Genomic DNA, 13,151 nt, shown 5'->3' with positions numbered 1-13,151 from the left:
CAACCCCGTACGTGCTCTCCGAAGCGTCACCGCCGACCCGAGGAGCGTCTCGATCCTGGGAGGCGGGCGCGCGTGGCCGGATGATGCTGGACCGCTTATGTAAGCACACGCCGCGGTTGCTCGCGCCTAAGGAGTGCTCGCAGCAGGTGCAGCGCGGGCACGTGCCGCTCCTGCGCGGGATGCACTCCCGAGCCGTGCAGGCCGTTTCGCGCCGCCGAGCACACCGCCGCTCTCGCGAGCTCTGCGTTGAGGTCTGGTGCTTCCCCGGCCCGGGCGAGGTCGGCGAGCACCGTGCGCACCAGGGCCCGAGACAGCGCCGCCTGCAGCCAGGCTTCGATCACGGTGGGCCCCACATAGGCCACCCGAAAATCGACCGTGGGCCATCGCGACGAGGGCGCAGCAGCCAGAAGGAGATCTCCTCGTCGACGAGTTGGGTGATCTGCTTGCCGTGATCCGCGGCGGAGGCGCACCGCGGTGGCAGGTCGGAACCAGGACTGTTGCACCATGCGTCAACTCACGTGGCCGGTCTCCTGACCGTGGTGCAGCGGGGAGTTGCCCGACAGCGCGAGCAACGTCGGCAACCAGGGCCGCAGGTGGTTGGCCACGGCGGTCTCCCGGCCGGGGACGCCGACGTGCGCGTGGCAGCCGCAGGCCTGGTAATCCGCGACCACTCCGGTGCATTTGTCAGCGATGCAGCGGAAACGTTCTCCCGCGGAGCCCGCGGGAGCTTCGGCAGCCAGCACCGGGGTGGCGCAGGAGATCAGCCGCACGTGGTGCGCGGCAGCGGCGACCCCGAGGCGCCGCCGACCGCCCACGAGCTGTTCGCGCAGTGCGCGCATGCTGGTGCATCGACTGGTCACCCCTGCGACCTGCGTTGTCAGCAACTCCGGATCTACCGCGGCGTCCGGAGCCGGAGCGGAGTCGCGGCTGCGGCCAGCACGGCGGGAGCGCGGGCCACTGTGCGTGCGGAGGTGCTGTCGATGCACAGGAACTCTCTTCCACCCCGACCGTGCACCCGGCGGTGATAGCGGGATCGACAACTCGACTTACTGGGACTCCTCGCCGGGCGGTGACTTGACCGGCAACGGTTGTTGCGCCGGCCCCTCCAGCACGCGGCCGTCGATGTCGAAGCGCGAGCCGTGGCACGGGCAGTCCCAGCTGCGTTCAGCACCGTTGAACCGCACGAGGCAGCCGAGGTGCGTGCAGCGCAGGGATACCGCGTGCGCGACATCATTTTCGTCGCGGTAGATGCCGGTCAATTCGCTGCCCGAACGCACGACCCGCGCTGCGTTCCGTGGCACCTCTGCGCTGCTGTGCACCTCGGCACGGGCGAGCCGGTCACCGACGAAGTCGATCCCGGTGCTCAGGTTGATCCTGGCCAGCTCGCCGGCTGAGCACGGGCTGAACCGGTTCGGGCAGAACGATTCCGCCCACGGGTTCTCGCGTCCGGTGATCAGGTCGGCCAGCACCATCCCGGCCGCTGTGCCCCCGCTGAGACCCCATTTCATGAATCCCGAAGCCACGAGCAGCCGGGACGAGAACGGGGTGTAGGGCCCCACCACCGGGTAGTGGTCGTAACTCGTCGGATCCTGGGCCGACCAGCAGTGCGTGACCTCCGCAACGTCCCAGTAAGCACGGGCGAACTCCGCCAGCTGCCGGTAGCGCTGCTCGTCCACCCCCCGCTGGCCCACCGGGTGGCTCTCCCCGCAGACGAGGAGCAGCTCCCCGTAGGAACGCAAGGAGCGCGTCGGCTGCCCCGCGTTGATCGCCAGTCCTTGCGGCGGCGTGCCGCGCACACGGGCGGCGATGCAATACGACCGTTCGGGTTCCAGCCGCGCGAAGTACAACCCCCGGTCCAGCACCGGGTAGTGCGTGGCGACCACGACCCATGCGGCACGCAGCGTGCCCCCCGCGGTGCGGACCCGACAGGGCGTGCCCTCTGCGACCTCTGCGGCACTGCTGTGCTCGAACACCGCGCAGCCGTCGCCGTGGATCGCCGCGGCCAGGCCCAGCGCGTAGCGCACCGGGTGGAACGCGATCTGCTCGTCAAGACGCACCGCGCCAGTGACCGGCAGCGGCAGGTCGGGCTCGGCGTCGAGCTCGACCGGCAACCCCGCGGCCCGGGCGGCCCGGCCCTCGGCCTGCACGGTCTGCCGCTCAGCCGCATCGGTGGCGTAGGTGTACGCCGGACGCCGGTGCAGATCGCAGTGGATGTTCTCGCTGTGCGCCAACTCCGCGACCTGCTCCACCCCGGCCGCGTTCGCCGCCGCATAACTCTGCGCCGCGTGCGCACCGCGATGCGCACGCACGGTCGAGTACACGGTCGACTGCAACGCGGTGACCTTGGCCGTGTTGTGACCACTCGCGCCGGCCGCCACACGGTCGGCTTCCAGCACCGCTACCCGCATCCCCCGTCGTTTGAGCAGCAACGCCGTGGTCAAACCAGTGATCCCGGCGCCGAGCACCACCACATCGAACGTGCGGTCACCGCAGTAGGCGGCGAAACCCGAGCGTTCAGCTTCCAGCCACAACGACTGACCCATGCACGTGCTCCTGCTACGGACGAGACCCGGGCCCTGAGATTTCCGAAAGCCCGCCACGACAAACCCGGAAACGACCCCGCCTCCGGCACAGCGTGCCCTGTCCGCACCCGCCCTGCCGTGGGCTTGCTTTGAGCAGACACTCCGATCAGACACGTACCGCGTTCTGGCAACGGAACGCACGTGTGCCGCGGAGTTTTCGACCACGGCCTGCGACAGCACTCAACCTTCCCAAGGTGGCAAGGCGCGCCGGGCGTGGTGTGGCTGATGCCGGCTCTACTCGTGGTTATCCGCGGGCTCAGCGTGCGAGGTGTTTTTCGAGTTCGGCCTTGCTCATCTTGGAGCGGCCCTTGATGCCCTGCGCCTTAGCATCGGCGTACAACTGGTCCTTGGTGCGCCCGCCGGGGCCGTAGCGGTTGCCGGAGCGGATCCCACCGCGGCGCGGTGCGGAGATGTCCTCCGTGGATCTCTTGCTCTGCTGGTCGGCCCGTCCGCTGCGGGCACGCTGCTTGTTCACGGTGCGCGCCGCGATCTCCTCGGCCCGGCCCCGACTGGCACCGCGCTGCTCCTGGGAAGCTTCGACGTGTTCGTACTGCCGGTTGGCTTTGCGGCTCCAGTCCTGTTCACGGGGGTTCCGCCGCTGGTTTCGGGAGCTCTGACGCGGCATGACGTACCTCCTGTGCTAAACATCCACTCTTTTATTGTCGATTTCCCACCTGGTGCGGAGATGAAACGTCACCACTCACGGCTCGTGCGCGCTGCCCGAGGCAGTCGATGGTGTGGAGGTACGAAGGTGCATAGCGCTCAGACCCGATGGGGCACCCTCGGCCATGAGTGTCGCGGGGCAGGGAAGAGCACCTGATTGCACCCGGGCGGCGAGAGCGCCCGACCGCCCGCGCCGCGGTCTCGTGCTCGGAGGGGGCGGTGTGCTGGGTGGCTGCTGGTCACTGGGTGTGTTGAACGTGTTGTGCGAGCGCAGCGGCTGGCACCCGCACGAGGCCGACGCCATCGTCGGCACATCCGTCGGTTCCATCCTGGCCCCACTGCTCGGGACCGGACTCTCGGTGGCGGAGTTGGTGGCCTTCCAACGTGCCCAGCCGGTTGCGGATCCGCTGTCGCGAGCCCCCTCGACCACGAGGCGATGTTTCCTCCGCGATTACCTGCGCTGTCGCGGCTGGTGGGCTCGCCGCAGCTGCTCAAGCACAGCCTTCGCCACCCCCGGCAGTCGTCGCCGCTGCGGATGCTGGCAGCGCTGTGCCCTTGCGGGACTTCGCCGTTTTACCCCGTTCGCGCGTTCCTCGGCGAGGTGCTGCCCGACGGTGCCTGGCCGGCCGGCAACCATGTGCTCGCGACCGATTACGACACGGGTGAACGCACCCTGTTCTCCGGAACGGACGGCGTGGACGTCCTGGACGCCGTAGCCGCCTCCTGCGCGGTTCCCGGCTGCTTCCCGCCGGTGCCCATCGGCGAGCACCGCTACGTCGACGGTTCGGTGGCCTCGGTGACCGGCGCGGACTTGTTGGTGCACTGTGATCTGGACGAGGTTTACGTGCTGGCCCCGATGGCGGCGCGCTCATTCGATACGCCGCGATCGATGCTGACGTGGCTGGAACGCGGCGTGCGTGCCGTGTTCAACCAGGTGCTGCAGCGGGAAGTGAACACGTTGCGCCGCTGCGGGACGCAAGTCACCGTTCTGCGGCCCTGCGCGCAGGACCTCACCGCGATGGGTTGGAACCCGATGGATCCCGCACGCAGCCTCCGCGTGCTAGACACGGCTCAGGAAACCGCGGTCCACGCGCTGCGGGACACGTGACCGGTGCCAGCTCACAGCAGCGGTGGCAAGGAGGTGAGCACGGTGGTGACCAGCCTAGCCCTCCTCATCCGCTCCGGAACATTCGTTGATCAGACACTGCGGTCGGAGTCGCTGCCGTGCTGGACGCGGCGTTGCTGTTCGCGGTAGCCGTAGGCGGCTTGCCGGACGGCGCTGTCGGTTTCAAGACTGGAGCCCAGTGCCCCGGCGATCGTACCCATGGTGGTGAAGCCCCAGGCGAGATTGAAGTAGGTATCCGGTGTCACCGGTGCCTGCAGGGTGCTGGTCAGTACGGCGGAGGGCACGAGGAACGCGGCCACGGCAGTGTTGATCAGCAGTAGTCCGATGTAGAGGCAGCCGACGCCGAGGGTCAGGGTCAACACGGTGGAACTGTTGTAGAGCCGGGCCAGGCGTCGAAACCCCTGCTTGCGGTTCCGGGTGCGTTCCAACAACCCGTGGGCGGCGATGAGCCAGAACACCAGCAGGGCCACGGACAGGAACGCGACGAGCACCTGTCGATATGGGTGGATCGTGTCGGCAATCTGCCAGATCGTGCTCGAGGTCAGTCCGAAGACGCTCATGGCCAGAGCCGCGGCCAACGCACTCGACAGGCCGAAGATCAACCGCCAGGGCCGGTTGGTGCGCACCATGCCGGACAACAGGCGGAACCAGCCGTTGTGCCGAGTGGTCGTGTAGCGCACCCCGGCGCCCTCGGGGAGGTGCGTGCGGTGTACGGGAGCCAGCCAGTCCGTCAGCCAGCTGGACAGCCGGTGCTGACTCGTACCGCTCGTCTGTTGTTGCCCGTCGTTGAGCAGTTCTTCAAGCAGCTGCAACAGCACCTGCCGCATCCGTCGATGCGGCTGCAGTCCTCCGAGGGCGGGCAGCGACACCACGCCGACCTGGCGGGAGGGGCTCACGTCGGCGATCAGCGGGCGCTGCTGCAGCAGCAATGGCAGGTCGGTGATGCAGAGCGTGTATTGCCAACCGCGTTGGGGCTGGTATTGCTCCAAAGAGTCGAACAGGTGTTCCCGCTCGTCTTCTCCCGTGGTCACCGGGTCGGAGACCACCTCGATCGTCCACTCGCCCCCGGCGTTGTCATTCAGCCAGTTCGTCAGCTCCTTCGCCAGGCGTGAGCTGATCTGGGTAGGCATGTCGGGGTCGGCCACGATCCCCAAAACACGGGGGCCTTCACCTTCCTGCGCGGCGACCTCGGTCTCCCCGTCCGCCGTGCCTTCGGCCTCTGCATCCTCTTCCGCCTCCGCGTCCTCTTCTGCCGCCATATCCTCGCCAGCCGAGCTGTCGGCGTTGCCGACGGTTTCCTCCTCGCTGTCGGAAAATTCTGCGCTTCGGCCGCTCCTGTCCGCGTTTTCGGCGGTGTACTCGGTGTTGTCGGTGCTCACTGCGCCCCTTCGGGTTTCTCGAGTCCCAGAGCCTGGCCCACCGTCTCCGCTGGATCCGCGCCGCCGCTGGCTCTTCGCGAATGTTGATGCCATCGAGCAGATGAGCCCATCTCTCGCCGCACTCGAGGCCTACCCACGCGCACTACGGTGTACCCAGGGAGACCACCTAGGCGAACACGAGACCCAAGGAGCGCAGTGGCGGTGCGCAGCTGAGGGGTGCGCAGCCGGAGAGTTCTGGACGCGGCCGCGTCCCAGTGGACATCAGTAGCACTGTGCGCCGCCCCCGGGGGGACAGGACCTTCGCCCTCACGCCGTTGCCCGAAGGTTTATCACCGTTTGTTCCTGGGCAGCCGCGGACTGCAAGCGCTGGTTGAGCCCGAGCCGCGCTGCACGACCACCCAGACATCCTCCCTGCCCGGAGGCTGCGGCCGCCCCTGCTGGCGCAGCCTCCGGACAACGACATCTCCACAAGCGAGGTCAAAGACCATGCAAGGGAACGACGTCGATTTCGCCGTGGAGAAACCCCAACCGTGCGATGAGTGGCATAACATCCTCACGGCTGCAGACTCCGCCGGCCGGTGGGCCGCCCGGCAGCTGGCCTGCCGGTGCTCACTGTCCGCGCTGAGCCGGGGCGGCACTGTCCACCTCCAGCTCGAGCCCCTCGATTCTTCCGTGGTGACGTGGCTCCACCATCACGAATACGGAACGATCGCGAGCGGATGCTTGCTCATGCCAGTGACCGTTTCGCCGGTGGCTCTGCATCCCGCCCTGCAGGCGCAGGCCAAGTCCGCTTCGCTGCTGGTGCGCCACGCCTACGCCACGGCCTTCAGCACCGTGTTGGCCGAACAAGCCGGTGCGGTTGCCGAGATCCGCTTCCCGGACGAGCAGGTCTCGGCTCCTCAGCACAGCCTCTCGCCCCGCACTGCCACCACGAGGTCACCGGAGGCTGATCTCCCGGACTGTGCGGCGACCGACGAGAACGTCGAAGCCTAGTCCCACCGGCGCGCGCCTTCGGCCGTCACCAGCTGCGAGGCGAGAGCGCTCCAGGAATGCGGCCGTGTCCCGCGTGCTCGACTGTGGCCATCCTGCCGCGTCTTCGTGGTCGAGGATGTGGCAGTGAAGCCGCTGCGGCCGGGGTGGGCGGTGAACGGGGTCCGCAAGCGTACCCAGTCTTGTGGTGGTACGAGCACGACGTCTTGCGGTGTTCCGGACAGCGAAGCGTTGTCGCTGGTGGCCAGCACGACGAACGGCCATACGTGCAGGTGGAACGGGTGGGCAACGGGGGTGGTGTTGACCACACTCCATTCTTCGACCTTGCCGGAACGAACGAGTTGGTCGGTGCGCTCGGGGGCGAAGGCGCGGCCATCGATTCCGAGGCTCATGCCTGCCGTGCCCATTCCCATGGTGAACGCGACCTCGCGCCATTTCCCGTCCGCCGTGGCGCTCGGTTGCTCGGCGGGCAGCGTCGGCGGCAGCGGGCTGGCCTCGCTTCGGGGCCCGGCCACCAGAGTGGCCAGCAGCGCCCGTTCGCTGCGGCCGCCCTACCACCTATGCCACCGCGATCTACTGGCTCGGACAGAAGGGGAAACGCCCGGGTTTCCTCGGGCGCACCAGGACGTCGACGGGGTTGCCGGGTGCGAGCACGACGCGTTGCTGGCTTTTCGGGGGCAGGAACGCCCCGTCTTGAGCGACGAGGTCGAGCTCGTGTCCGGCCAGCCGCAGTGCCAAGGCCCGGAAGACGCAACCGTTGATCACTCGCCAGCGCTGCGCGGTGCCCGGCGTCGCGCCGAGGGTGGGCTGATGCTGTCCGTTGACCAGGACCAGTTCACTCTCCCGGCCTTGCATCCGCTCCATCGGGTCGGGGCGAGCAACGACGCCGTCCACGGTCATCGTCGTGTCCGTCACCAGGACAACGCGGGCCTGCGCGACGAGCAGGTCCGGGCCGTCATCGACCAGCATCGCTCCGGCGAGCTCGCCGCAGATCTGATCGGTGACGTGCCCGTGGCGGTGCGGGTGGTCCCAGAAGGTTCCGGCCGGGTGATCGCGTGGGATGCGGAAGAGGTAGTCGAACGAGGTTCCCGGTTCGGTCCGCAGGAACGGATTGTCGCCGTTGCCCTGCGGGGAGACACGAAGCCCCTGGGTGTGCAGGTTGTTGGGCTCGGCGAGCCGGTTGATCAGCCGGACCGCGAGGTCGTCTCCCGACTGGACCCGCAGCGTCGGTCCTGGGGAGCTCCGTGGTAGCCCAGCACCTCGGTCTCGCACCCGGCCAGCGCCACGCCCCGGCGGCAGCGAGCTCCACCTGCAATCTGCCGCCGCGGCTGCTGAGCACGCGTGGTTCGCGCGGCGGTGCTGCGGTGACGTCCGGACGGAACCCGTCGTCGACCGAGTTCGCGCTCCACAGCCATCCCGCGGTGCTGCCTGCGACACTCGCGGCGCCTGCCGCGGCCACCCCCATCGCGCGTCGTCGGTTGATCGGCCGGGCACTCACTGCAGCTCGCCCCGCATATGGCGGTGCTGCTGCTCGTCGATCTCCCCGCGGGCGAACCGCTCGTGCTGGTGGTGACCGTACCGTGGAAGCCGGCCACGGCCCGCTGATCCGGCGTCAGGTCCCGCACCACAGCGCCACTGTCTACCCCTCGGAGTTACCGCATTACCCTTCCCGGGTGACGGGTAGGTCGGCTTGTTTCCAAGCTGTCATGCCGCCGAGGACGTTGCGCACGTCGGTGTGCCCGTGGCGTTGCAGCAGGCTGGTGGCCACCGAGGAGCGGTAGCCGCTGCCGCAGGCCACCGCCACGGGCTTGTCGTCGGGCACCTCGTCGAGGCGTTCGGGCAGTTCGGCACCGGTGACATAGGCCGCCCCGGCCACGTGACCGTCGGCCCACTCACTGGGTTGACGCACGTCCAGCAGCTCGACCTCGCCGCGGGCGAGTTCCTCGTTGAGCTCGTGCACGGTGATCTGGGGTGCGGTCTCGACGGGTTGGGCGGCGGTGCGCCAGGCGTTCATGCCACCGCGCAACCAGCCCAGCGGGGGCGGGTAGCCGATCCGCAGCAACTGCCAGGTGGCCTCCCACAGCTGCCCTGGCTGGTCGAGCACGAGCAGCACCTGCGCGTCCGCGGGCAGCACCGTGCCCGCCCAGGTAGGAAACGCCGCGCCCAGACCCACGTTGAGGGCACCGGCGACGTGCCCGCCGCCGAAGGCTTCCGGGGACCGGGCGTCCAACACGAGCGTGCCAGCTTCGCGATGGGCTTCGAACTCGGCGACGGTCAACGCCGGCGGCTCGGCCAGCACCCCGAGTGGCTCAACACCGGTCATGTTGCGACTGCGCATGCGCCGCCAGTACGGCGGTACCGCGGGCAGGTTGTCCAGCCGGATGCATTCGCGGACGAAGCCCTCGGTGTCATCCACCTCAGCCAAGACCGCGTTCGATCGACGCTCGTACCCCACGGTGGTGGACAGTCGGCTGCCGATGCTGCCTCCGCACAGCGAGCCCGCCACATGCGTGGGCCACACCTGCACGTGGTCGGGCAGGGTCAGCAGCTTGTCCTGAACCGTTGCACAGAACGTCCGCGCGGCTTCGCGCGCCTGATCCTCTCCCCCGAGCAAGTCAGGCCGGGCCAGGTCACCGACCAGCAACGCCCCGCCGGACAGCAACAGCGCCGGATGGTCGGCGCTCGTGGCGCGATCGTAGACCAGCAGGCTGATGTGCTCCGGCGTGTGTCCCGGGGTGTGCAGCACTTCGAGGCCGACGTCGCCGATCTCGACGATCTGCCCGTCGGTGATCGGCTGGTGTGCGTAGCCGAACTCGCCGGCGGCTGACCCCCACACCTGCGCACCGGCGCGCTCGGTGAGCTCGGTCAGCCCGGAGAGGTAGTCGTTGTGGGCGTGCGAGTCGGCCACATACGCGATGCGCACACCGTGGGCCCGAGCCGCCTCGGTGTAGACGTCCACGTCCCGGCGCGGATCGAACACCAGCGCCTGCCCGGTCCTCTCATCGCCGATCAGATACGACGCGTGCCCCAGCGACTCCAGGTAGAACTGCTGGAACAGCACGGTTCATGCCACCCTACCCGGCTGCTCACCGTCGGGAGTGCGCACCGGCAGGACCTGCTCGGCCCAGGCCTGGATTCCCCCGGCGAGGTTGTCGGCACGATACCCGCGACCGCTGAGGAACTCGGCCCTCTCGCCGCTGCGACTGCCGCTGCGGCAGACCGTGACCACCGGCTGCTGCTGATCCACCTCCTCGAGGCGCTCAGGCAGCTCACCCATCGGGATCCACCGCGACCCGGGAATGCGCCCGGCCTGCCACTCCTGCGGCTCCCGCACGTCGACCAGTTGCAGCCGCTCCCGCTGCCCGGACACCTCCGTCGGATCCATGGCTCCACCTCCTTCCGCAGCACTCGCGGCACCATCACGGCCGCAGGACGCGCCGATTCAGCCCTTCCCATCTCGGTTACCCGATAGTCACGCCCTCCATTCAGGGATATCAGTAGCAGTAGCGCACCTCGAAAATCACCTACAGACATGATGATCTCCACGATGGATTACGAGCGCGACCTCGACGTGGTGCCGACCTGCTGCGGACAGCCCCACTCGACGCACTGTTGCGGCCAGTCCACTCCCGAACACCGTTTCCCAAACTCGACTGCGCGCGCAGCACCGAGCGCAGTGGCACGCTGAGGGCATGATGCGTTTCGGGTACACGCTGCTGACCGAGCAGTCCGGCCCGCGCGAACTCGTCGACCACGCGCGGTCCGCTGAACACGCCGGGTTCGACTTTCTGGCCATGAGCGACCACTATTTCCCATGGCTGCGTTCGCAGGGGCACTCGTCCTACGCCTGGAGCTTGCTGGGCGCGGTCACCCAGATGACCCGGCAAGCCGAACTGATGTCCTTCGTGACAGCTCCGATCATGCGCTACCATCCGGCGGTGGTCGCCCAGAAGGCCGCCACACTCGCAGCGCTGTCCGAAGAACGATTCACGCTCGGTCTCGGGGCGGGCGAGAACCTCAACGAGCATATTCTCGGACGCGGCTGGCCACCCATCAACGTCCGGCACGACATGCTCGCTGAGGCCGTCGCAATCATCTCCGGACTGCTCGAAGGCAATACAGTCAGCATGGAGGGCCACCACTTCCGCGTGGACTCCGCCTACCTGTGGGACCTTCCCGAGCAGCGTGTTCCTATCGGGGTCGCCATTTCCGGAAAGCAGTCAATCGCGATGTTCGCGACATCTTGCGACGCCATGATCGCTACCACCCCCGACTCCGCGTTGTGCCGGGAATGGGACCACGCCACCAGCGGAAACGATCGAAAGATCGGGCAGCTTCCAATCTGTTGGGACCGCGACCACGACACCGCGGTCGCTCGAGCCCACGATCAGTTTCGATGGTTCGCCGGCGGGTGGAAGGTGAACTCCGAACTTCCCGCCCCTGGCTCCTTCGAAGCCGCAACTCACTTTGTGCGGCCCGGCGACGTCGCCGCCAGCATCCCCTGCGGTCCCGATACCGACCCGATCGTCTCGGCGGCGAGGAACTTTCGTGACGCTGGGTTTTCCGACCTCGCGCTGGTCCAGGCGGGCGTGGACACCGACCCCGAAGGTTTTTTCCGGTTCGCAGAAAACGAGCTGCTTCCCGCACTGCGCAAGGCAGCAGCTCCGCACTGATTCTTTCCCGCCCCTCGTAGGAGCCTCGGGTGTGCGCAGCACACCGGGGCCCGCCCAATTGGTGCTCCCTGGCACGCGTCAGGTCACTGGTGGTCCGGATTGGGGCGGGCGCTGGCACACCCAGCAGTCGACAAGGTCTCGTCACTGATCCGCCGGGACGCCTCGAGCCGGTGGCGCCCTACGGGCCCAACACCGGTGGTTCACACCACACAACTCAGCACTACGCCGAGTGCAGCTACGACGGGGCCTACCTCCAGCAGATCGGAACCAATCAGGACAACTTCCTTCAGGCCTGTTCTTTCAGGCCTGGTTGGAGGAACTGCTGCCCTTCCTCCAACGCTCCTGGCTGGGCCACCGGGTCGTCCGACGTCACCAAAGACCAACATCACCTCGTGGGCACAGCCGCATCCCCGGAGCGCTCTCGTTTCGCAGCTGGTGACGGCCGAAGGTGCGCGCCGGTGGGACTAGGCTTCGACGATCTCGTCGGTCGCCGCAGCAGCGAAAGCAGCAGCACAGAGAAAGAGCAACAACATCAGGAGCAGAGGAGTCTGGTGCGTGGCCAGTGCCTGCCCCGCACCACGTGTGTTTTCAATCTGCGAGCCGAACACTGCGATCCAGTAGTGACCGTGGTGCCGCTGGTTCTCGCCGTGCTCGACCCGGTCGAGCACTTCTTCCAGGCCCATGATGTTGGTGGTCTGCGCGAACGCCTGCGGGCTCAGTGTGGTGGCGAGGAGCTGGTGCGCGGCTTTGGCCGCGTCGTGGCCGAGGTCGGCCAGGCGCGCGCCGGGACCGGGACGTGGGCACGTAGGTCCACTGCAACCGCCTGTCGTCGGCTAAGAGCTCCTAACGCATTGGTTGTGGGAGTCGGCGCCAGCAGATGAGGCTGGTGGCCAGGGTGAGGAAGCCGTTGTGGATGTCGGTGCGGCGCTCCCAGCGGGTGGCCAGGCGTCGGAACTGGTGCAGTAGTGCGAGGGTTTGTTCGATCACCCAGCGCACGGGTTGGTTGTTGTCCCGGGTACCACGGCGGCTGATCAGCGGTCGGATTCCCCGCTGTCGCAACAGAATCCGGTGATGATCATAGTCGTAGCCACGGTCAGCGACCAGAACGTCGGGCTTGCGTCGCGGTCGGCCAGGTCGGCCGCGCACGGGCGGGATGGCTTCGACCAGTGGGAGGAGTTGGGTGATGTCGTTGCGGTTGCCGCCGGTGAGGATGGCCGCGAGCGGCAGCCCGCGGCCCTCGGTGATGAGGTGGTGCTTGGAGCCGGTCTTGCCGCGGTCTACCGGGCTGGGGCCGGTCGCTGACCCCCTTTTTTCGCCTGCACATGGGACGAATCCACGATCGCTCGTGACCAGTCGATCTGACCGGCTGCGTGTAGCTCGGCGAGCAGCACTTCGTGGAGTTCAGCGAAGACGCCCGCCTCGTGCCAGTCCCGTAACCGGCGCCAGCAGGTCATCCCCGAACCGAACCCCAGCTCCTGGGGAAGGTCTTCCCACCCAATGCCCGTGATGAGCACGAACAAGATGCCTTGGAGCACCTGCCGGTCCGGCAACGGCTTCGGACCGGTCTTACCGGCCGGGCGTACCGGCAGCAACGGCTCGATGCGCTCCCACAACGCGTCCGAGACGATCCATGGCGCAGTCACACCAAGATCATCTCACATCAAGATCATCAATGTGTTAGGGCCTCTAAGGAGTGGTGAGCTCGGGCGCGCTGCGCGTCCTGCAGGGCCTCGAGGAA

At 67.8% G+C, this 13,151-nt stretch carries 13 protein-coding genes and 1 pseudogene; 4 read left to right on the top strand and 10 right to left on the bottom strand.

Annotation, left to right across the window (positions count from 1 at the left end; translation table 11 throughout):
• Nucleotides 1-509 precede the first annotated feature (509 nt).
• The 3 genes from ACVGV0_RS09520 to ACVGV0_RS09510 form a co-directional block, all read right to left on the bottom strand.
• On the bottom strand, nt 510-986 hold the full coding sequence (locus ACVGV0_RS09520) for a glutamate-cysteine ligase family protein (RefSeq protein WP_459159502.1): 477 nt from the start codon (nt 984-986) through the stop codon (nt 510-512).
• A gap of 60 nt (nt 987-1,046) precedes the next feature.
• Nucleotides 1,047-2,762, bottom strand: a complete 1,716-nt coding sequence (locus ACVGV0_RS09515; protein WP_459159501.1) for an FAD-dependent oxidoreductase — start codon at nt 2,760-2,762, stop codon at nt 1,047-1,049.
• Nucleotides 2,763-2,838: 76 nt separating this feature from the next.
• Nucleotides 2,839-3,207 carry a plasmid stabilization protein gene (locus ACVGV0_RS09510; RefSeq protein ID WP_459159500.1) on the bottom strand — a complete coding sequence of 123 codons (369 nt, stop codon included), beginning with the start codon at nt 3,205-3,207 and terminating at the stop codon, nt 2,839-2,841.
• A gap of 163 nt (nt 3,208-3,370) precedes the next feature.
• Here ACVGV0_RS09510 and ACVGV0_RS09505 point away from each other — a divergent pair.
• Together ACVGV0_RS09505 and ACVGV0_RS09500 are read left to right on the top strand one after the other, a co-directional pair.
• A pseudogene (locus ACVGV0_RS09505) lies at nt 3,371-3,652 on the top strand (patatin-like phospholipase family protein); the annotation flags it as partial.
• 65 nt (nt 3,653-3,717) lie between these two features.
• Entirely contained in the window at nt 3,718-4,353 is a 636-nt protein-coding gene (locus ACVGV0_RS09500) for a patatin-like phospholipase family protein (RefSeq protein WP_459159969.1), read from the top strand.
• Between the two features lie 89 nt (nt 4,354-4,442).
• On the opposite strand, the gene ACVGV0_RS09495 is transcribed toward ACVGV0_RS09500, so the two are convergent.
• Complete coding sequence (locus tag ACVGV0_RS09495) at nt 4,443-5,750, bottom strand: hypothetical protein (RefSeq protein ID WP_459159499.1); 1,308 nt, start codon at nt 5,748-5,750, stop codon at nt 4,443-4,445.
• Between the two features lie 486 nt (nt 5,751-6,236).
• Here ACVGV0_RS09495 and ACVGV0_RS09490 point away from each other — a divergent pair, with 486 nt between their 5' ends.
• Entirely contained in the window at nt 6,237-6,743 is a 507-nt protein-coding gene (locus tag ACVGV0_RS09490) for a hypothetical protein (RefSeq protein ID WP_459159498.1), read from the top strand.
• Here the strand turns inward: ACVGV0_RS09490 and ACVGV0_RS09485 are convergent.
• The 4 genes from ACVGV0_RS09485 to ACVGV0_RS09470 form a co-directional block, all read right to left on the bottom strand.
• Nucleotides 6,740-7,153, bottom strand: coding sequence for a multicopper oxidase domain-containing protein (locus ACVGV0_RS09485; protein WP_459159497.1), 414 nt, complete (start codon nt 7,151-7,153; stop codon nt 6,740-6,742). The two genes, ACVGV0_RS09490 and ACVGV0_RS09485, sit on opposite strands and share 4 nt — an antisense overlap.
• Nucleotides 7,154-7,313: 160 nt before the next feature.
• Nucleotides 7,314-8,012 (bottom strand): multicopper oxidase family protein, encoded by a 699-nt coding sequence (locus ACVGV0_RS09480; protein WP_459159496.1) that lies wholly within the window; start codon nt 8,010-8,012, stop codon nt 7,314-7,316.
• Nucleotides 8,013-8,400: 388 nt separating this feature from the next.
• Entirely contained in the window at nt 8,401-9,801 is a 1,401-nt protein-coding gene (locus tag ACVGV0_RS09475) for an MBL fold metallo-hydrolase (protein WP_459159495.1), read from the bottom strand.
• A gap of 3 nt (nt 9,802-9,804) precedes the next feature.
• Nucleotides 9,805-10,125 (bottom strand): rhodanese-like domain-containing protein, encoded by a 321-nt coding sequence (locus ACVGV0_RS09470; RefSeq protein ID WP_459159494.1) that lies wholly within the window; start codon nt 10,123-10,125, stop codon nt 9,805-9,807.
• 310 nt (nt 10,126-10,435) lie between these two features.
• On the opposite strand from ACVGV0_RS09470, the gene ACVGV0_RS09465 reads away from it, so the two are divergent.
• A complete protein-coding gene (locus ACVGV0_RS09465) occupies nt 10,436-11,413 on the top strand; it encodes a TIGR03557 family F420-dependent LLM class oxidoreductase (RefSeq protein ID WP_459159968.1) in 978 nt (325 codons plus the stop codon).
• Between the two features lie 464 nt (nt 11,414-11,877).
• Here ACVGV0_RS09465 and ACVGV0_RS09460 read toward each other — a convergent pair whose 3' ends face one another.
• Together ACVGV0_RS09460 and ACVGV0_RS09455 are read right to left on the bottom strand one after the other, a co-directional pair.
• Entirely contained in the window at nt 11,878-12,189 is a 312-nt protein-coding gene (locus ACVGV0_RS09460) for a DUF3500 domain-containing protein (protein ID WP_459159967.1), read from the bottom strand.
• 67 nt (nt 12,190-12,256) lie between these two features.
• A protein-coding gene (locus ACVGV0_RS09455) for an IS5 family transposase (RefSeq protein WP_459156287.1) occupies nt 12,257-13,056 on the bottom strand; the annotation gives its coding sequence in 2 pieces (ribosomal slippage) (nt 12,257-12,711 and nt 12,711-13,056; 801 coding nt in all).
• Nucleotides 13,057-13,151: the final 95 nt, after the last annotated feature.

This window comes from Salinifilum ghardaiensis (assembly GCF_054491345.1).
Note: the sequence above shows the minus strand (reverse complement) of the source record. Positions and strands in the feature narration are given on the sequence as shown.